Consider the following 18,510-nt stretch of genomic DNA (forward strand, 5'->3'; position numbering starts at 1 on the left):
GAGGTGGTCACGTGCGGACGGTGACGGGACGGACTGACCGGGTGGTGGTCGTCGGCGCCGGGCTGGGTGGGCTGGCCTGCGCGCTGCACCTGGCCGGCAGCGGTCGGCAGGTGACCGTGCTGGAACGCGAGCCGGTGCCCGGCGGGCGGGCCGGCCGGCTCGCCGTGGACGGCTACGAGTTCGACACCGGCCCGACCGTGCTCACCATGCCCGACCTGATCGCCGAGGCACTCGGCGCGGTCGGCGAGGAGTTGCGCGACTGGCTCGACCTGACGCCACTCGACCCGGCGTACCGGGCGTACTACCCGGACGGCTCGACCCTCGACGTGCTCACCGACACCACCCGGATGGCGGCCGAGATCTCCCGCGTGTGCGGGCCGCGTGAGGCCGACGGCTACCTGCGCTTCGTCGACTACGCGCGGGAGCTGTGGCGGCTGGAGCGGACCGACTTCATCGAGCGCAACCTGGACGCGCCGACCGACCTGATCACCGGCAACCTGCTCAAGCTGCTCACCGGCGGAGCCTTCCGCCGCCTCCAGACGAAGATCAACCAGTTCTTTCGGGACCCGCGCACCCAGCGGATCTTCTCCTTCCAGGCGATGTACGCCGGGCTCGCCCCGCACGACGCGCTGGCGATCTACGCGGTCATCGCGTACCTGGACTCGGTGGCGGGGGTCTACTTCCCGCGCGGCGGAATCCACGCGGTCTCCCGGGCGATGGCCGGCGCCGCCGAGAAGCACGGCGTGCAGATCCGGTACGACACCACGGTGACCCGGGTGGAGACCGCGAACGGCCGGGCCACCGGCGTGCTGACCGCCGACGGCGAGCTGGTGCCAGCGGACGTGGTGGTGCTCAACCCCGACCTGCCGGTCGCCTACCGGGACCTGCTCCCGGCGGCTCCCAAACGCCGGCTCACCTACTCGCCGTCCTGCGTCGTCCTGCACGTCGGCTCCCGCCAGGGATATGCGAAGATCGCCCACCACAACATCCACTTCGGACGCGCGTGGAAGGGCACCTTCGATGAGGTCATCCGCCGGGGTGAGCTGATGACCGACCCGTCGCTGCTGGTGACCAACCCGAGCCGGACCGACCCGTCGGTCGCCCCACCGGGCCGGCACACCTACTACGTGCTCGCGCCGGTGCCCAACCTCGACCGGGCGCCGTTCGAGTGGCGCGGCGACCTGACCCGCCGCTACGGCGACCAGCTGATCGGCACCCTGGAGGAGCGCGGCTACGTCGGCTTCGGCGCCGGAGTGGAGGTGCTGCAGGCCATCACCCCCGCCGAGTGGGCGGAGCAGGGGATGGCCGCCGGCACCCCGTTCGCCGCCGCGCACACCCTCTTCCAGACCGGCCCGTTCCGCCCGTCGAACCTGCACCGCGACCTGTCGAACGTGGTCTTCGTCGGCTCCGGTACCCAGCCCGGGGTCGGTGTGCCGATGGTGCTGATATCCGGCAAGCTGGCCGCCGGCCGGATCACCGGGGAGGGTCGGTGAGCAGCCGCGAGGAGCACCTCGTCGAGCTGGTCGACGACGCCGGCCGAGCCCTCGGCCAGACCACCGTCGCGGCCGCCCACCAGCCGCCGGGGCGGCTGCACCGGGCCTTCTCGGTGCTGCTCGTGGACCCGGACGGCCAGGTGCTGCTCCAGCGGCGGGCCGCGGTCAAGACCCGGTTCCCGCTGCGCTGGGCCAACTCCTGCTGCGGCCACCCCCGGCCGGGCGAACCGCTCGCCGACGCGGCCAACCAGCGGCTACGCGAGGAGTTGGGCACTGGCCCGGTCGAGCTGACCGAGGTGGGCGTCTACGTCTACTACGCCGAGGACCCGGCCACCGGACGGGTCGAGTTCGAGTACGACCATGTGCTGAAGGGCGAGTTCCGCCCCGGCGCCCCGCTGCTGCCCGACCCGGACGAGGTGGCCGAGCTGCGTTGGGCCGAGCCCGCCGCACTGGAGGCCGACCTCGACCTGGACCCCCGGTCGTACGCACCCTGGCTGGGCGGGGTGGTGAACCGGCTGCTGCGCCCCTCGGGGCCGACTTCCGACGCACCCGGCCAGGCCGTGACCCCGTCCGGATCGTCGGCGGATGATGCGGCGGAGCGGTCAGGTGGCCGATGAGCCGCTGAGCGCGGGCGCCGTGGCGCGCAGGCTGGGGGTCGCGGTCACCACCCTGCGCACCTGGCACCAGCGCTACGGACTCGGGCCCAGCGAACACGTCCCAGGCCACCATCGCCGGTACACGCCGGCCGACCTGGCGCGCCTCGAGATCATGCGACGGCTCACCGCCGACGGCGTGAGCCCCGCCGACGCGGCCCGCTGGGCCCGCCAGGCACCGGATTCGACACCCACCGATGTCGTCATCCGCAGTCGCATCGGCACGCCCGGCCGGGACGGCGGCGGCGGAACCATCCCGGTGGGCCGCGCCGGCCCCGCCGCCCGCGGGCTGGCCCGGGCCGCCATGCGGCTGGACGGTGCGGCGATCAGCGAGACGATCGCGCACGCTCTGGCCGCCAGCGGGGTCGTCGCCACCTGGGACGGCCTGCTACGCCCGGTGCTCGTTGGCATCGGCGACCGGCACGCCGCCACCGGCGCCCTGATCGAGGTGGAACACCTGATCTCCCGCTGCGTGTCCGAGGCGTTCGCGGCGGCCAGCCGGGCCACCGTGCCCACCGGGCCGGCCCGGATCCTGCTCTCCTGCGCCGACGAGGAGCAGCACAGCCTGCCACTGGAGGCGATGGCCGCCGCGCTCGCCGAGACCGGGGTCAGCTACCGGATGCTCGGCGCCCGGGTGCCGGTGGCCGCCCTCGTCGAGGCGGTCAACCGAACCGGGCCGGCCGCCGTGGTGCTCTGGTCACATACCCCGGCCACCGCCGACCCCGCCCAGCTCAGCGCGCTGCTCGCCGCGCCACGCCGCCCGCTGCTGGTACTCGCTGCCGGCCCCGGCTGGCGGGCCGACACGCTGCCCGCCGGGGTGGTGCGGCCGGTCGGCCTGGCCGAGGCGGTCTCGCTCGCCGTCGCGGTCCGTGACTCACTGGACCAGTCGAAGGAGGGCCTCACCGGACTGTCGGCCCTCGGCGACGTCCGTTAGCGTCGGGGAGTCCGCCTACCCCGACCCCCCCGGGAGCGACAGATGCAAGCCCGCGCCGCCCTGGCGTCCGTCCTCGCCATGGTGCTGGCCCTGTCCGGCTGCGCCCAACCGGACGGCACCATCGCACCCGCCGGCGCGCCGCAGCCGGCGGAGTCGACCACGCCGCCGAAACCCACCACGTCGCCGCGCCCGACCCGCACCAAGCCCCCGAAGCCTCCGCTGCGGCCGCTGCCGGCCAAGCTCCCGGACGGCCTGCGCCGCAACACCGGCGTCGGCCCGGTGGCGCTGACCTTCGACGACGGGCCCAGTCCGGCCTGGACGCCCAAGGTGCTCGACCAACTGCGGGCGGCCCGGGTGACCGCCACCTTCTGCCTGGTTGGCCATGAGGTGCAACGCCACCCGGAGCTGGTGCGGCGGATCGTCCGGGAGGGGCACCAGCTCTGCAACCACAGCTGGCGGCACGATCTCGACCTCGCCCGGCGGCCGATCGCCGAGATCCGGGCCGACCTGGCCCGGACCAACAAGGCCATCCAGGCGGCGACCCCGGGCGCGCCGGTGCCCTTCTACCGGCAACCGGGCGGTCGCTGGACGAAGGAAGTACTCGCGGTGGCGAAGGAACTCGGCATGCGTCCGCTGCACTGGAACGTCGACCCGCAGGACTGGGGCAAGCCGACCGCCGCCACGATCGCTCACCGGATCCACTCCGCCGCCCGGCCCGGGGCCATCGTTCTGCTGCACGACGGCGGCGGCGACCGGGCCGCGACGCTCGCCGCCTGCCCGCGCCTGATCGCCGACCTGAAGCGCCGCTACGGCATCGCCCGACTCCGCTAGACCGGGCCTGACCTGCGGTTATGCGCTGATCCAAGACTTCGGCCATACCGGTTTTGTCGACCGACCGAGCATCACGTATGCTTTCCAAGCCTCCGGCGGGGCCGGATGGGAGCAAGTCCGCTAGAAGTTGCGAATGTGCAATGATGGCGGGGCCGCCCTCATCGTCTAGCGGCCCAGGACGCCGCCCTTTCAAGGCGGTAGCACGGGTTCGAATCCCGTTGGGGGCACGACCGGCGCAAGCCGGAGCAACACAAGCTAGGTCCTGTGGAGCAGTTGGAGTGCTCGCCGCCCTGTCAAGGCGGAGGTCGCGGGTTCAAGTCCCGTCAGGACCGCAGCGCCGACGCCGCGCCCAGCGCGGCGTTCTGCGTATCGGAGCGTGTGACCCTGCCAGCGGTTCATCCGGTTGGCGGGTAGCATGAGCCGAGCGACACGGCCAGGTAGCTCAGTTGGTACGAGCGTCCGACTGAAAATCGGAAGGTCGGCGGTTCGACCCCGCCCCTGGCCACATAGCCTTTCGCCGGGCTACAGGAGCGCCGACCAGCGGAAACGCCGGTCGGCGTTCTGCTTTGCGCCCCGCCAGCCCCTCTATCCGGTCTGACCCTCGTTGACCCCGGATTCCCCTGGTGGCCGCACCCTATCGCACGTGGATCGCACGGACCGAGCTTCCTCCACCTGAAGAATTCGGCGTGGTCGGCCTCACACCGCGGCTGTGGGATTGGGTGAGCGCATAGCCGCCAGACTGGAGATCGCACAGGCTACCTAGCACATCCGGTACGGCGTGCGTCAACCTTCCTGGTCTACCCTCCATAGATGAAGCGCAGCGTCCTGGCTCGGCTGCGCAATCCACACGGCTACCCGTGTGCCTGTCTGTCCTCGTGCTGGTGCCAGCGCACGCGGCTGGGCTCGGCGTTTCGCTGGTACGTGCCGGCGCGGTTCCACCGACTTCCTCCTCACCCCTGAGATGGGCGGCGCGTGATGATCGAGGTTCTCTACTTCGACGGCTGCCCCAACCATGAGGGCCTTGAAGAGCACCTCCGCTCGTTGCTGGCTGCCGCCGGCAAGGAGGAAATGCCGATCGTGTCGCGGCGCATCGAATCCGATGACCAGGCCGAGGCCGAGCGGTTCCTGGGCTCGCCCACCGTCAGGATCAACCGGGTAGACGTCGATCCCAGCGCCGACGACCGACACGACTATGGGCTCATGTGCCGGGTGTACGCCACCGAGGAAGGACTACGTGGCACCCCGCCCGACGCCTGGATCCTCGCCACCCTCAACTCCTGAGCTAGCGACGGAGCAGCGAAAACGCTCCCGCCGCCGCCGTCAGCAGCAACAGCAGTGACACCGCGAACAGGGTGCGTCCAAGCGGAAGGGGCATGGAGATGAAGAACGGTGCCTGCTGGACCAGCAAGCTCGTACCGATCACGGCCTGGGCGATGCCCACCGCACGGGCTGGGACCGATCTCCCGGCTTCAGGCGTGCAAGCCGAACCCAGGCTGCGGGAAACCGTCGTGACACGGCCACACGCACCCCGAGTACAACCGAGCCCAGGCTGAGGACCACGACCCCCACCCGCAATGCGAACGTGACTGGGTCCTCGTCATACAGGCTCATGCGCCCATCATCGAAGGGGCGTCAAGGTCGCAATCGCATGACAGATCGCACGGCGGCCTCCGCCGACTCCCTGACTGCGGGAATGCGGGTGCCTGAAAATCGGAAGGTCGACGGCTCGACCCCGCCCCTGGCCACATAGCCTTTCGCCGGGCTACAGGAGCGCCGATCAGCGGAAACGCCGATCGGCGTTCTGCTTTTCCGCTCCCCGGCCTCGTCCGGCGACTTGATCAACTCGGTTTCCCGGACGTCGGCGCATCCGGAGGATCGGGATACCGCGACATCACGAACACCGAGTGGATCACCACGCGCCTCGACGTCGGGGCCAGCCGCCCACGTCGCGTCCAGTCGTCGGCTCCGCCGCCGTCACTGGTCCCGACGCCCCTGCTGGCGGTGCTGCGCCACGCCGCCCTGGATCGCCTCCCACACGCTGCGCCCGGCCTGCCGGAGGGTCTCCCCCGCCTGCTCGGCGAGCTGAGCCGCGCTCTGGGCTGCGGCGTGGGCCCCACCTGACACGCCACCGCCGTCCTGGCCGCCGTCAGGCTGACGCTGACTCTCGGGTCCCTGCGCCTCCGGCCGCCGACCTTCCGTAGCGGCGGGCTTCGGTCGTTCCTGCTCGCCGGCCCCCGGGCCACCGGCCCCCTGGCCGGGACCACCAACATCCGGCCCACCAACACCCGGGCCAGGACCACCGACACGCGGCCCAGGACCGCCAGCACCGGGCCCGGGGCCACCAGCACCCGGCCGGAGCCGATCGGCGACCGGGCTGGCCGTGCCCACCCGCCGGCCCAGTTCGCCGGGTACGCCGCCGGGGCGTTGCGCCGAGCCGGTGGCCTCCACGGCTCCCGCGGCCAACTTCTGGGCGCTGCGGTTGACGTCGTTGATCGCGATGCCGGCCGTCCGGCCAAGGGTCTCGATGATCTGCGGGTTGCTGTCGATCGTGTCCAGCGCCCGGCCCAGGATGGTCGCCAACTGCTCCAGCCGCACCCGCAGCTGCGCCTCGGCCTGCACGCCGTTGATGTCCAGCTCGACGCTGTGCAGATGCACCCGTACGCCGGCGTCGATCTCCAGCAGGTTGGCCAGTCGAGCCCGCAGCGAGAGGTCGGCGTCCAGCCCGTCCACCGCCAGCCTGATCGACTCGACGGTGACCCTCGGAATGTCGAGCAGGATGTCCGGATCCCCACCGTCGTCGACCCGGCCCGGCCGGTCGAGGTCCTGGTCCGGCTCCCGCTGCTGCGCGCTCTCGCTCATGCTCTCCCGCTCCGCCGTACACCCGCCCGGTCGTCCGGGTTGTCCGGCGCGGTTACCCGCTTTCCGGCGGGGCATCCCGTCCGTGACGGTCCGACAACCCACTGTCCGGAACCGGGCACCCATCGAAGCTGCGCACCCGGGCATCAGCCGGTATGGTCCGGGCCTATGGGACAGGGGATGACTGATCCGGCCGACATCCGGCAGGACCTGGAACGGTTCTCCTTACGGTGCAGCCTCCTCGTCCCGGGCGCCGCCGAGCACGCGTTCGCGGTTTTCACCGACGATCTGACTGACTGGTGGGTCACCGAGTACACCTGGTCCGGCCCCGAGGCCCTCGCCGAGCTGGGCATGGAGCCGCGGGCCGGCGGGATGCTCTACGAGATCGGCCCGTACGGCTTCCGCGCCGACTGGGGCCGGGTGCTCACCTGGGACCCGCCGCGGCGGCTGGTCTTCGCCTGGCAGCTCGGTCCCGACCGGGTGCCGGTGCCGGACCCGGCCCGGGCCAGCGAGGTCGAGGTGCTGTTCCTCCCCGACGGCCCCGAACGCACCCGCGTCGAGTTGGAGCACCGGCACTTCGACCGGCACGGTGAGGCGGCCGAGGGGTACCGCAAGGCGCTCACCGCCGGCTGGCACGACCTGCTCACCCGCTACCTCGCCACGGTCTCGCGCCGCCGCCCCATCACGTGACCAACGCCGCCACCGGCGGCCCGTGACCAACGCCGCCACCGGCGACCCGTGGACCGACGCCGCCACCGGCGACCCGTGGACCGACGCCGCCACCGGCGGCCCCGCAGCCATTGGCTCAGCCGTCGAGCTGTCGTTCCCTGGCTGCGCCGCCGCCGAGGTCCCGGCCGCCCAGGTCCGCGCGGCGGCCGGCCTCCGCCCCGGAGCCGAATCCGGTGCCGGCCAGCCGGCGCGGCGGTGCGGTGCGCAGCCGCGGGTACTGCTCGGCCAGCCGGCGCTGCACCCGGTCGGAGCGGTCGGCCAGCACCAGCGCCACCGACGGCGTACCCGGTTCGCTGGCCGCCGCGGTCTCAGCCGCCCAGAGCCGGCCCCCGATCACCTGCGCGAAGCCGGCGAGCCAGGACCGACGGAAGGCGGCCGGATGCTCGCCGGCCGGCACCGCCGTGCCGGCCAGGCCGTGCGCCGCCTGCACGAGCAGTGAGGTGAAGAGCAGATCGACCCGCTCCAGGTCGCTGGCGAAGCCGAACAGGTGCAGCGCGAACCCGCTGCCCTGCCGGCGCCGTACGCAGCGGCAGCGCAGTGGTTCGGCGACCGCGGCGAGCAGGCCGACCTTGTCGCGGGCGTACGGAGCGACGATGTCGACCACCCGATCGCCGACCGGGTCGGTGGCCGGGTCCCGGGCCGCGAGCAGCGCCCGATCCACGCCGTAACGGGCGATCAACTCGGTGGCCTTGGCGGTGAACGCGGCCGCCTCGGCAGGCGTGCAGGCCGGATCCTCGGCCTGGGCCAGCAGCTTGCGCACCTTGCTGAGCATGGCCTCGGACATGCCCCCAGAGCTATCACATCCACCGGCCGGCGCGGGGCCGAGCCTGCACTGATCAACCGGTGTCGGCGTCCTGACCGGTCTCACCGTCCTATGCGGACGGTCAGGTCGACAAGCTGCGTGACGAGCACGACGGTCGCGGGTAACGCGTCCTGAGCAACCCACCCGGGCGCGGCGGCCGCCCCCGACGGGCGCCCGGCATCATCAGCCCGACCGACTGCGTAGGGTGGCGATCGTCGAGCCGGCGAGGGTGAGCAGGCAGTCGGGGAGCAGCCCGTCGGCCACCGCCGCACCGAAGAGCGCCTCCCCGGTCGGTACGTCCCGGTTGGCGTACGCGCTGACGAACCGGGCCACCCAGCGGGTATCGTAGTCAGCCTGGTCGATCCCCGGGAAGTCGAGGGCACACCCGCTGCCCGACGGTGCGTCACCGACCATCGTCGCGGCCAGGCACCAGGCGACCCCGTACGCGCCGTTCAGGCCGGCACGGTCGACGACCGCGTCGAACGTCCCCACCACCGCGTCTCCATCCCCGGCCAGCGCCGAGCGGAGCACGGAAGCCGCGTCGTCGATCGTTTGCTGTGGTAGGTCCGTCACCCAGCGCACAGTAGGACGGCCGGTCAAGGCCCACCCCGACCGTCACTATCCGTGTTCGAGGCGAGCGACCTGCGCATTAGGCCACCTCCACGGTCCCGCCGCTGGCCCCGGCACGCTAATGTGCGCAGCGGACCTTCGCCGGAGGAAGGACGACCATGTTCGTATCACGCCGCTCGCGGGCAGCCTCATTGGCCGCCTGCGCGACGATCCTGCTCGCCACAAGCGCTTGCGGGGATGACAAGGCCGAGGAGGGAAGCGCTCAACAAGTGCGCCTCTACGGCACGGACGGCAACATGCTCAACTCCTATCCTGCGGAGTTGAAGGAACGTGCCAATCTCGTGGACGGGATGAAGGGAACCACGCCGCTCACCCCGCTGCCGGATGACTTCAAGAGCCGGCTACGGTCCGTCGACCCGGCGCTGACGGACTACCTCTACGCCGCCGAGACGTACGACGCGGTGGTGATCGGAGTGCTCGCCGCCCAACTGGCCGGGAGCACGGACCCGGCGGCCATCGCCAAGCAGATCGTCGGCGTGACCAACGGCGGCCAGCGCTGCGAGGACCCGGCGACCTGCCTGACGCTGGCCCGCGCCGGGCAGGACATCGAGTACCGCAGCGTGTCGCTGACCCGGGCGGGCTTCACCGACAAGGGCGAGCCGGCCACCGCGAGCTACGCCACGCTGACGTTCGACGGCCAGCAGATCAACGACGGCAAGACCGAGTTCGTCGGGGCGGGCACCGAGTCGGCGGCGAGCACCAAGGCGCCGCCGAAGCCGAGGAAGCAGCCCGCCGGCGGAGACGCCGACCAGGAGCCGCTGATCCTGGGCGGCCTGCTGCCGAAGACCGGTGACCTGGCGATCGCCTACCCGCCGATGGCCGCTGGCGCGGCGCTGGCGATCCGGGAGATCAACGCCGGTGGCGGCGCGCTGGGCAAGCCGGTGACCTGGGTGGACGGCGACGACGGCACCAGCCCGGCGGTGGCCAAGGCGACCGTGGCCAAGCACGTGGCGGACGGCGTCAGCCTGATCATCGGCGCTGGCGGCTCGGGTATCTCCCGCGAGGTGCTGCCGGACGTGGTGGCGGCCGGGAAGATCCTCTTCTCGCCGTCCAACACCGACAGCGGCCTGACTGACGTGGAGGACAAGGGCCTCTACTTCCGCACCGCGCCGCCGGACAGCCTGCAGGGCCGGGCGCTGGCCGACGTGATCCTCCGCGACGGGTCGCAGAAGATCGTCATCGTCGCCCGCAAGGACTCCTACGGCGAGGGCCTTCAGGCCACCGTCCGTGACGAGCTGGAGAAGGCCGGGATCACCGGCGACCGGCTCAAGCTGCTCACCTACGAGCCGCCGGCCGACGCCAAGGCCCCGCCGGTGGACTTCACCGACGGCGCCAAGGAGATCAAGGACTTCGGCGCGGACGCCGTGCTGGTCATCGGCTTCGGCGAGTCCGCACAGGTGATCCGGGCGCTCGCCGACAGCGGGGTGCAGATCCGGCACTGAGCACCGACCACGGACCACGACGGCCGCACCGGCATTCCGCCGGTGCGGCCGTTTCCGTCCCCGCGTCAACGGGTCCGGCGGCGCTCCAGGAACTCGGTCATCCGCCGGTGCTTCTCCTCGTCCTCGAAGAGCACCGCCTGGCTGACCAGGTCGAGCTGCGGGTGCGCGGCGGCCGGTGCGTCCACCGCCAACTTGGTGAGCCGCAGCGCCAGCGGCGAGCCCTGGGCCATCTCGTCCAGCAGCCCGTGCGCCACCGTCAGCAGCTCACCGGGCTCGTCCACGACCCGGTTCACCAGGCCGATCCGCAGCGCCTCCGCGGCGTCCACCCGCCGGCCGGTGAAGAGCAGCTCCTTGGCCCGGGCCTCACCGATCAATGCGGGCAGCCGGTGGGTCGCGCCGGCGCCGGCCAGGATGCCCAACCGCACCTCCGGCTGGCCGAAGAACGCCCGCGCCGTACACACCCGCAGATCGCAGGCGTACGCCAGCTCCGCGCCACCGCCCAACGCCGGGCCGTCGACGGCGGCCACACTCGGCATCGGCAGCGCCCGGATCCGGGCGAAGGCGGCCGAGTTGATCGCGGCCAGGGCGTCCGTGCGGCCCCGCTCGCGGAGCTGGCCGATGTCAGCGCCACCGGCGAAGATGCCCTCCGCGCCACCGGTGAGCAGCAGCAGCCGGGGGCGCGCCTCCAGCTCGGCGCAGACCTCGTGCAGCTCGGCGATCAGGTCGGCGTCGATGGCGTTGCGCTTCTCCGGCCGGTCCAGGGTGACCACCACCCGGTCCGGTCGTTCCTCGATCCGCAGCCCGCTCACCGCTTCACCCCGCCGTCCCACCGGTAGAAGCCGTGCCCGGACTTCTTGCCCAGCCGCCCGGCGGCCACCATCTCCACCAGCAACGGCGGCGGCGCGAAGCGGTCCCCGTACGCGGCCTGGAGGGTACGGGCGATGTCCAGCCGCACGTCCAGGCCGACCAGATCGGTCAGCTCCAGCGGCCCGATCGGGTGCCGGTAGCCCAGCACCATTGCCTTGTCGATGTCGGCCGGGCTGGCCACCTCGTCGGCGACCATCCGGATCGCCTCCAGGCCGAGGGTGACCCCGAGCCGAGAGGTGGCGAAGCCGGGCAGGTCGCGTACCACGACGGGGTCCTTGCCCAGCCGGCCGGCGAGCGCGACAGCCGCGGCGGTGGTCTCCTCGGCGGTGGCCGGGCCGACCACGACCTCCAGCAGCGCCATCGCCCAGACCGGGTTGAAGAAGTGCAGGCCGAGGAAGCCCTCGGGCCGGTCCAGACCGGCGGCCAGCTCGCCGATGGCGATGCTGGAGGTGTTGCTGCCCAGCAGCGCCGGGTGCAGCGCGGCGGCGTCACGTAGCACCGCCCGCTTCAGGTCGAGCCGCTCCGGCACCGCCTCCACGATCACCTCCGGGGCGGGGGCGACCTCGGCGAGGGTCGGGCGCAGCGTCACCCGCAGCCGGTTGGTGGCGGCCTCGTCGGCGCTCAGCTTTCCGCGCTGCACCGCCCGCTCCCACAGGTCGGCGAGCCGGTTCAGTGCGGTCGCGCCCCGGCCGGAGTCCACCTCGACCAACTCGACGGCGTACCCGGCCCCAGCCGCCACGTACGCGATGCCGAGCCCCATCGTGCCGGCTCCGACGACCACGAAACGATCGCTCATCACGCCTCCCTGTCCCGCCCGGCGGCGCGCGGGGTCCCCGCCACGCCGGCTCGGGTGTTCCGCCCACTCCGCTCGCTCATGGTGCGACCCTATGCAGCACGGCGACCCGGCCCATGCGTGGGGGAGCGCGGGATCGGGTACAGACGGCCCGTCAACCGAGGGAAGGACCAGTCGAGATGAGCCAGGCACCGGAGAGCGTCACCGACCCGGGTAGCATTGACGGGGAGATCGTGGAGACCCGAGGGGACGAGCGGGTCGACCTGCTGCGCGCCGACACCAACAACGACGGCCGCACCGACGTGTGGGTGGTGGACACCGACGGCGACGGCAAGGCCGACCTGTTCCAGTTCGACACCAACGGTGACGGCAAGGTGGACATCACCATGGTCGACATCGACGAGGACGGCACCCCGGACGAGGTGGTCGACGGCGACGGCGGGCTTCCGCCCGAGCAACTCCCCCCGACCGTCCAGGTCTGAGAGGTAGGGAAGGGCCCCGCCTTGTCGCGGGGCCCTTCCCTACCCGGGTGCTCAGTCGGCGAGGCGCAGGGTAGCCAGGTAGTACGGGGCGTCGCGGTCGTCCACATCGGTCAGCCGCCAGCCGCTGCCGTGCACCAGGCTGGCGAACTCGTCCGCCGAACAGACCAGGTAGTCGAACCACTCGGTGCCCAACTCCCGGTAGCGCAGCCGGAGCCGTAGCTGGCCGCCCAGCCGACCCCGGCTGCGGTTGCGCTCGTGGTAGCCGGTGTGCAGCGGGTCACGGGTGCCGTACGGGTCGGTGCCGTGCGCGATGATCTGCGCCCCCGGCCGGGCCAGCGCGGCGAGCGCGGCCAGGAACCCGGGTGCCCGCTCCCGCCCCTCGAACAGCCCCAGGTTGTTGCCGAGCAGCAGGAACGTGTCGTACCGCTGGCCGTCGGCGACGTGCGTGTCCACGGTGCCGTGGACCAGCCGCCGGACCCCGCGCCGCCGGCTCACCGCCAGCGCGCCCGCCGAGGTGTCCAGCCCGGTGACCGGTACGCCGCGCTCCTGGAGCAGCAGCGCGATGCGGCCGGCACCGGTGCCGATGTCCAGCGTCTCGCCCTCGGCCCGGTCCACGGCCCGGTGGTCGTACGGCTGCCAGTCCGCCGGCGCGTCCAGGTAGTGCGCGGCCGGCGCGCCGTTGATCAATCCGTCGTCCCGCTCGATGATCTCGATGACCGGCCGGGGCAGTCGCCCGCCGACCAGCGGTCGGGGACCCACCCCGGAGGCCACGGCGAGCGTGTCCCTGAGCAGTTCGCCGACAACGTCACCGATTAGAGGATCCCCCGTCACGACGTTCACGCTATCCCGCCACTCAGCGGCCCGCAGCGGCCGTATCCTGGCGGCGTGACCACGCTGGACAGGCTGTCGGCCGAGAAGTACATCCTGCTCACGACCTTCCGCAAGGACGGTCGGGCGGTGCCGACGCCGGTCTGGGCGGTACGCGACGGCGAGGCGTTGGCGGTCTGGACCCGGGCCGACTCGGGCAAGGTGAAGCGGATCCGCCGCAACGGCGAGGTGACCGTGGCGCCGTGCGACGTGCGAGGCCGGCCGCACGGTGCGGAGGTGCCCGCCCACGCGACGATCTACGGTGGCGGCGACACGGGTCGGGTACGCGACCTGCTCAAGCACAAGTACCGGCTGCTCGGTCGACTGAGCCTGCTCGGCGGCCGGCTGCGCCGTGGCGAGGGCGGCACGGTCAGCATCCGGGTGACGCTGGCCGACGGGCGCGACTGAGGCCGGGCGCGCCTGCGGGCGGACATGGAAAGGGGCGGCGGATCGAGATCCACCGCCCCTGACCGGAAAAACTGGCGCTCAGTCACCCTGCCGCTGCTGCGGGATCTGGCCCTGCAACAGCGCCCTGACCTCCGACTCGCGGTAGCGACGGTGGCCACCCAGGGTGCGGATGGCGCTGAGCTTGCCCGCCTTGGCCCACCGGGTCACCGTCTTCGGGTCGACACGGAACATCGACGCCACCTCGGCCGGCGTGAGTAGCGGCTCTGGTTCATGCGTTCGCGATGCCATCGGTCACTCCTCCACATGTATAGACATCGGCCGGGGTCCCGCCGGCCGACGCGTCTCCCATGGTCCGGCTAGTCCCCGATGTCCGACATGGGCCGAACGGATGAAGGTCCCTAGACGGACGGATGAACCATGCCCGATTTTTACTACTTTTACATGTCAGAAAGTGCCTTATTCGGACTCATGATCACGGTTCGTGATGCGTCAACTACGAGCACACCTCACCTTGAGAGCGCTCCTTGGGCGATTTGCCTTAGTTGCACCGCTCCAGCAACTGCACGGCGCGCCACCGGGCCACCAGCTTGTCGTACGCGGCTGACGCTTCCTCGGCCTCACCGCGGGACAGCCCGGCGAGACCGCCGGCGACCAACTCGGGCGAGTCGTCCGCGGCCAGCGTCTCGTCGGAGAGCAGATCGACCAGGCCGCCGTAGTCCAACTCCACCACCGAGCGCGGGTGGAACTCCTCCAGCCAGCGGGCCGCCTCCTCCACCGCGTCGGTGATCGGCGCCTCGCCCACCGACTTACGCAGCACCGACAGCGCCCGTGACGAGCGGCGGCGGGCCTTGGAGATCTCGGTCCGGTAGCGCAGCGCCCGTCTGCCCGGCTGGGCGACCAGGTCCCGCTCGGAGGGGTCGAAGAGCACGAACCACCGCAGCGGCACACCCCACGTGGCGATCTGCTCGTGCACCCGGGGCACCCCGTGCTCCAGCACCCGGGCTCCACTGCGCCAGTCGTCCACCACCGCCCGGGCCTGCCCGGCGAGCACCGGCGGCACGAAGGCGTCGGCGAGCACCGAGGGCACCCCGTCCCGGGCGCTGAGGGCCGCCTCAGCGACTCGGATCCGCAGGTTCCAGGGGCAGACCAGCAGGCTGTCGTCCGTCTCCAGGACGTACGCCTCCTCCGGCAGGTCCGGTAGCCGGGTCCAGCCCGCGCCCAGCGCCTCGATCACCGCCGTCCGCTGCCGGCCAGGCCCCTCCACCGGGGCCACGGCCCGCCCCTCCGACACGTAGCGGCGCCAGTAGCTCTGGCGGTCCCGGTCGAAGGCGGTCAGCGGTTCGTACACGCGCAGGTAAGAAGCGAAGAGCGACGGCACGGCGCGATCCTCCCACGAACCGCACCCGGACGCGGTCAGCGGCCGGACCACGCGCGCCGCAACGTGGGACGCCGGCAGCGCGTCGGGCACCCCCACGGCGGCCGATACTAGGCTCGACGGCACCGGCAGCATCCCCGCCGGGGTCCACCAGGTCCGCGTCCCACAAGGACGCCACCATTCCAGGAGCCAGTCATGGGCGTATTCGCGAGCACCGACGACCCGGTATCGACCGGACACGAACAGGTCGTGTTCTGCCAGGACAAGCAGAGCGGCCTGAAGGCGATCATCGGGATCTACTCCACCGCGCTGGGGCCCGCGCTGGGCGGCACCCGCTTCTACCCGTACGCCAGCGAGGATGACGCGCTCGCCGACGTGCTCGACCTGTCCCGCGGCATGGCGTACAAGAACGCGCTCGCCGGGCTGGACCTGGGCGGTGGCAAGGCGGTCATCTGGGGCGACCCGGAGCAGATCAAGAGCGAGGCGCTGCTGCGCGCGTACGGCCGCTTCGTGGAGTCGCTGGCCGGCCGCTACTACACCGCCTGCGACGTCGGCACCTACGTGGCGGACATGGACGTCATCGCCCGGGAGACCCGCTACGTGACCGGCCGCAGCGTCGAGCACGGCGGCGCCGGTGATTCCTCGATCCTGACCGCCTGGGGCGTCTTCCAGGGCATGCGGGCCTCCGCCGAGCATGTCTGGGGCACCCCGAGCCTGCGCGGCCGCCGGGTCGGCGTGGTCGGCCTCGGCAAGGTCGGCAAGTACCTGACCGGGCACCTGCTGGAGGACGGCGCCGAGGTGGTGGCCACCGACGTCAACCCGAAGGCGCTGACCTGGGTGCGCACCAACCACCCGGAGGTCACCCTGGTGGACGACCCCACCGCGCTGGTCGCCGCGGACATCGACGTGTACGCCCCGTGCGCGCTGGGCGGCGCGTTGAACGACGACACCGTGCCGGTGCTGCGGGCCAAGGTGGTGACCGGGGCGGCGAACAACCAGCTCGCCCACCCGGGCATCGAGAAGCTGCTGGCCGATCGGGGCATCCTGTACGCCCCGGACTACGTGGTCAACGCCGGCGGTGTGATCCAGGTGGCGGACGAGATCGAGGGCTTCAACTTCGACCGGGCGAAGCTGCGGGCCACCCGGATCTACGACACCACCCGGGAGATCCTGCACCTGGCGGACGCCGAGGGCGTTCCTCCGGCGGTGGCCGCGGACCGTCTGGCCGAGCGGCGGATGGCCGACGTCGGCCGGCTGCGCACGATCCACCTGCGCTGAGCGACCCCGGAGGCGGATCGACCGGATCCGCCTCCGGGCCCCGCCGCCGGCCCGGCTCGGTAAGCTGAGGCCGAGTCAAGTTTGGTGCGTTTTGCCCGGTGTCACGGGTGCTCTCCGTTCCGCTCCTTACCGGGTACACTGGGTTACGGCCGGATCGACGCGACGCGCAGAGCCGGTTGACGGTAACCCGAGGTGCCGAACGATGGCATCCCCATGTACCGTAAGAGCCACGAGAGATGCCTGACGTCATCGGGGCCCGCCTTCGGGCTGCCCCGCATTCTGTGCGAGGGGGTCGAGCCATGGGGCGCGGCCGTGCTAAGGCCAAGCAGACAAAGGTGGCCCGGGAGTTGAAGTACCACTCCCCGAACACCGACCTCACCGCCTTGCAGCGCGAACTGGCGGGTGCTGGTAAGTCTGAGCACCACTTCGACGACGACTCAAAAGAGTTCGTCGACGACGATGATGAGGATCACGCGGACGACGACCCGGATCCCTGGGTTCGTCCGACCCACTGACCTCTCGACGTAGCTGAGCACGCGGTGACCCCCGCATGCTCACGCATGTGCCCGTCGAGAGCGCTACCGGCACCGACGATCAGGGGCCTGGCCCGGCGGGAGACCTCTCCGGCCGTTCGACAGGCCCCTGACCGCGGTCCCCGTCAGCGTGGCCGGTTGTTCCAGTTGTAGAAGGTCGGGATGTTCTCGAAGTGGTTCCAGGCGCAGACCGCGCTGGCGCCGTCCCCGCCCGATACCTCCGCCCGCAGCCGCCGTGCGTCCTCGGCCTCCTGAAGCAGCTCGACGAGCCCCGGGGCCACCTCCCGCACCCGCTCGGTGACTCCGTCCGGGGCGTCATCCGCCTCGCGCTCAGGCAACCGGTGACTCGTGGTCTCGGGCATGCTCCAACACTCCCTCCAATAGGCGGATCTTGCTGTTGCGGCAGTGCTCGGTCTCCGTACCGTCGAAACGCCCCAGCTCGAAGTAGCGGTTGGCCGCATGGCCACCGCCACAGAAGCCGAAGTACGGGCAGGACGTCCGGCATGACTCCACCCCGGCCAGGAACTCGCCCACCCAGGGCGTCGCGGCAGCGCCCGTGAGGATCTCGGCCAGTGGGGTGGTCAGCACGTTGCCGCTGCTGAAGTCGCCGTAGTGGGGGTCGGTGAAGCCGGCCAGCTCCGGGGAGAGCACGGTCACCGAGCCGTCGTGCCCGATCGTCGGGATCGGGTCCAGCCGGCGGGGCAGCACGCTGTCCGCCGAGTTGTCGAGCACCGCCGCGGCGTAGCGCAGCGACCACTCGATCTCGCGCAGGTGGATCCGGGGCTCCCGGCGCCAGGCCGCCACCAGCTCCGCCCAGAAGGCGGTCACCGCCACCGCGTCGTGACGGTTGTCGCGGGTGTTGACCCCCTCGGTCTCCTCGATGTTGATGCCCAACACGTCGCAGCCCAGCCCGAGGAAGTAGTCGTACAGCTCGGCGGCGAGCCCCGACTCCGGCCTGGACACCACGGCGAGCGCGGAGAACGGCAGCCCGTGCCGACGCAGCGCGGCGACCCCGCGCAGGATCCGGTCGTACGCCGGCTGGCCGCCCCGGTTGACCCGGTCGCCGTTGCGCTCCCGGGGCCCGTCCACGCTCACGCTCACCCGCACCTCGTGCCGGGCGAAGAAGTCGCACCAGTCGTCGTCGATCAGCGTGGCGTTGGTCTGCACGTGGTGCTCGACCTGGGGCCCGAACGGCGCGATCAGGTCGGCCAGGTGCTCCCGGCCGGCCGCCAGCGGCTCACCGCCGTGCCACACCACCGAGAATCGGCCGGCCGCCGCCCACGGGTTGACCGCCGCCGCCACCGCCTCGGCCACCGACACCGGCATTCGCCGGTCGGCGGCCCGGAACGGCAGGTAGCAGTACGCGCAGTCGAGGTTGCAGAGGGTGGTGGGCTGCATGACGACGTACGACGGGACGGCGGCCAGACCGCGCATCCCGCTGAACGACTGTCCCCGAGCAGCCATCGCCCTCCTCCGCCTAGCCTGAGGGTGCCCTTCAGGCTAGGCGGCATTGGCCACTCGGGTGAAGCCCTGATCA

General features: G+C 71.9%; 22 protein-coding genes and 3 tRNA genes. 14 read left to right on the forward strand and 11 right to left on the reverse strand.

Annotation, left to right across the window (positions count from 1 at the left end):
* The first annotated feature begins 11 nt into the window (after window positions 1–11).
* The 8 genes from crtI (at window position 12) to OG990_RS28440 (ending at window position 5,192) form a co-directional block, all read left to right on the forward strand.
* Complete coding sequence (gene crtI / locus OG990_RS28405; protein ID WP_406077723.1) at window positions 12–1,493, forward strand: phytoene desaturase family protein; 1,482 nt, start codon at window positions 12–14, stop codon at window positions 1,491–1,493.
* Complete coding sequence (gene idi / locus OG990_RS28410) at window positions 1,490–2,110, forward strand: isopentenyl-diphosphate Delta-isomerase (RefSeq protein WP_406077724.1); 621 nt, start codon at window positions 1,490–1,492, stop codon at window positions 2,108–2,110. Before crtI ends, idi begins: the two co-directional genes overlap by 4 nt.
* On the forward strand, window positions 2,100–3,080 hold the full coding sequence (locus OG990_RS28415) for a MerR family transcriptional regulator (protein WP_406077725.1): 981 nt from the start codon (window positions 2,100–2,102) through the stop codon (window positions 3,078–3,080). Before idi ends, OG990_RS28415 begins: the two co-directional genes overlap by 11 nt.
* Before the next feature lie 42 nt (window positions 3,081–3,122).
* The gene (locus OG990_RS28420; RefSeq protein WP_406077726.1) at window positions 3,123–3,911 is read left to right on the forward strand and encodes a polysaccharide deacetylase family protein; all 789 of its coding nucleotides are present in this window, start codon (window positions 3,123–3,125) and stop codon (window positions 3,909–3,911) included.
* Between the two features lie 154 nt (window positions 3,912–4,065).
* Window positions 4,066–4,138, forward strand: a tRNA-Glu gene (locus OG990_RS28425).
* Between the two features lie 31 nt (window positions 4,139–4,169).
* A tRNA-Asp gene (locus OG990_RS28430) sits at window positions 4,170–4,243 on the forward strand.
* 99 nt (window positions 4,244–4,342) lie between these two features.
* Window positions 4,343–4,416, forward strand: a tRNA-Phe gene (locus tag OG990_RS28435).
* A 467-nt stretch (window positions 4,417–4,883) separates the two neighbouring features.
* Entirely contained in the window at window positions 4,884–5,192 is a 309-nt protein-coding gene (locus OG990_RS28440) for a thioredoxin family protein (RefSeq protein ID WP_406077727.1), read from the forward strand.
* Between the two features lies 1 nt (window position 5,193).
* On the opposite strand, the gene OG990_RS28445 is transcribed toward OG990_RS28440, so the two are convergent.
* The gene (locus OG990_RS28445; protein WP_406077728.1) at window positions 5,194–5,352 is read right to left on the reverse strand and encodes a hypothetical protein; all 159 of its coding nucleotides are present in this window, start codon (window positions 5,350–5,352) and stop codon (window positions 5,194–5,196) included.
* 533 nt (window positions 5,353–5,885) lie between these two features.
* Window positions 5,886–6,770 carry a hypothetical protein gene (locus OG990_RS28450; protein ID WP_406077729.1) on the reverse strand — a complete coding sequence of 295 codons (885 nt, stop codon included), beginning with the start codon at window positions 6,768–6,770 and terminating at the stop codon, window positions 5,886–5,888.
* A 165-nt stretch (window positions 6,771–6,935) separates the two neighbouring features.
* Here OG990_RS28450 and OG990_RS28455 point away from each other — a divergent pair, with 165 nt between their 5' ends.
* Window positions 6,936–7,457, forward strand: coding sequence for an SRPBCC family protein (locus OG990_RS28455; RefSeq protein ID WP_355600859.1), 522 nt, complete (start codon window positions 6,936–6,938; stop codon window positions 7,455–7,457).
* Window positions 7,458–7,572: 115 nt separating this feature from the next.
* Here OG990_RS28455 and OG990_RS28460 read toward each other — a convergent pair whose 3' ends face one another.
* Together OG990_RS28460 and OG990_RS28465 are read right to left on the reverse strand one after the other, a co-directional pair.
* Window positions 7,573–8,280, reverse strand: a complete 708-nt coding sequence (locus OG990_RS28460) for a DUF2786 domain-containing protein (RefSeq protein ID WP_406077730.1) — start codon at window positions 8,278–8,280, stop codon at window positions 7,573–7,575.
* Between the two features lie 201 nt (window positions 8,281–8,481).
* A complete protein-coding gene (locus tag OG990_RS28465; RefSeq protein WP_328422382.1) occupies window positions 8,482–8,871 on the reverse strand; it encodes a hypothetical protein in 390 nt (129 codons plus the stop codon).
* 155 nt (window positions 8,872–9,026) lie between these two features.
* On the opposite strand from OG990_RS28465, the gene OG990_RS28470 reads away from it, so the two are divergent.
* Window positions 9,027–10,370, forward strand: coding sequence for an ABC transporter substrate-binding protein (locus OG990_RS28470; RefSeq protein ID WP_386985926.1), 1,344 nt, complete (start codon window positions 9,027–9,029; stop codon window positions 10,368–10,370).
* A gap of 65 nt (window positions 10,371–10,435) precedes the next feature.
* Here OG990_RS28470 and OG990_RS28475 read toward each other — a convergent pair whose 3' ends face one another.
* Both OG990_RS28475 and OG990_RS28480 read right to left on the reverse strand, forming a co-directional pair.
* Complete coding sequence (locus tag OG990_RS28475; RefSeq protein ID WP_406077731.1) at window positions 10,436–11,179, reverse strand: enoyl-CoA hydratase/isomerase family protein; 744 nt, start codon at window positions 11,177–11,179, stop codon at window positions 10,436–10,438.
* A complete protein-coding gene (locus OG990_RS28480) occupies window positions 11,176–12,033 on the reverse strand; it encodes a 3-hydroxyacyl-CoA dehydrogenase family protein (RefSeq protein WP_386985929.1) in 858 nt (285 codons plus the stop codon). The genes OG990_RS28475 and OG990_RS28480 overlap by 4 nt, the downstream gene beginning before the upstream one ends.
* A 176-nt stretch (window positions 12,034–12,209) precedes the next feature.
* Between OG990_RS28480 and OG990_RS28485 the strand changes: the two genes are divergently transcribed.
* Window positions 12,210–12,512: a hypothetical protein gene (locus OG990_RS28485; RefSeq protein ID WP_406077732.1), complete on the forward strand. Its 303-nt coding sequence runs from the start codon at window positions 12,210–12,212 to the stop codon at window positions 12,510–12,512.
* 51 nt (window positions 12,513–12,563) lie between these two features.
* Here OG990_RS28485 and OG990_RS28490 read toward each other — a convergent pair whose 3' ends face one another.
* Window positions 12,564–13,343, reverse strand: a complete 780-nt coding sequence (locus tag OG990_RS28490; RefSeq protein ID WP_328422373.1) for a class I SAM-dependent methyltransferase — start codon at window positions 13,341–13,343, stop codon at window positions 12,564–12,566.
* Window positions 13,344–13,397: 54 nt separating this feature from the next.
* On the opposite strand from OG990_RS28490, the gene OG990_RS28495 reads away from it, so the two are divergent.
* The gene (locus tag OG990_RS28495; protein WP_406077734.1) at window positions 13,398–13,787 is read left to right on the forward strand and encodes a PPOX class F420-dependent oxidoreductase; all 390 of its coding nucleotides are present in this window, start codon (window positions 13,398–13,400) and stop codon (window positions 13,785–13,787) included.
* Between the two features lie 78 nt (window positions 13,788–13,865).
* Here OG990_RS28495 and OG990_RS28500 read toward each other — a convergent pair whose 3' ends face one another.
* Complete coding sequence (locus OG990_RS28500; protein ID WP_007073996.1) at window positions 13,866–14,075, reverse strand: BldC family transcriptional regulator; 210 nt, start codon at window positions 14,073–14,075, stop codon at window positions 13,866–13,868.
* Window positions 14,076–14,325: 250 nt separating this feature from the next.
* Window positions 14,326–15,165 carry a hypothetical protein gene (locus OG990_RS28505; protein ID WP_355600871.1) on the reverse strand — a complete coding sequence of 280 codons (840 nt, stop codon included), beginning with the start codon at window positions 15,163–15,165 and terminating at the stop codon, window positions 14,326–14,328.
* Window positions 15,166–15,357: 192 nt separating this feature from the next.
* Between OG990_RS28505 and OG990_RS28510 the strand changes: the two genes are divergently transcribed.
* Both OG990_RS28510 and OG990_RS28515 read left to right on the forward strand, forming a co-directional pair.
* Complete coding sequence (locus tag OG990_RS28510; RefSeq protein ID WP_328422367.1) at window positions 15,358–16,440, forward strand: Glu/Leu/Phe/Val dehydrogenase dimerization domain-containing protein; 1,083 nt, start codon at window positions 15,358–15,360, stop codon at window positions 16,438–16,440.
* A 299-nt stretch (window positions 16,441–16,739) separates the two neighbouring features.
* Window positions 16,740–16,955, forward strand: a complete 216-nt coding sequence (locus tag OG990_RS28515; RefSeq protein WP_328422365.1) for a DUF3073 domain-containing protein — start codon at window positions 16,740–16,742, stop codon at window positions 16,953–16,955.
* A gap of 143 nt (window positions 16,956–17,098) precedes the next feature.
* On the opposite strand, the gene amcA is transcribed toward OG990_RS28515, so the two are convergent.
* Complete coding sequence (amcA, locus tag OG990_RS28520; protein ID WP_355600875.1) at window positions 17,099–17,335, reverse strand: multiple cyclophane-containing RiPP AmcA; 237 nt, start codon at window positions 17,333–17,335, stop codon at window positions 17,099–17,101.
* Window positions 17,304–18,407, reverse strand: coding sequence for a cyclophane-forming radical SAM peptide maturase AmcB (amcB, locus tag OG990_RS28525; RefSeq protein ID WP_406081920.1), 1,104 nt, complete (start codon window positions 18,405–18,407; stop codon window positions 17,304–17,306). Before amcB ends, amcA begins: the two co-directional genes overlap by 32 nt.
* Window positions 18,408–18,510: the final 103 nt, after the last annotated feature.

Origin of the sequence: Micromonospora sp. NBC_00858 (assembly GCF_045207365.1) — a bacterium.
In the GTDB taxonomy this organism is placed as follows: Bacteria; Actinomycetota; Actinomycetes; order Mycobacteriales; family Micromonosporaceae; genus Micromonospora.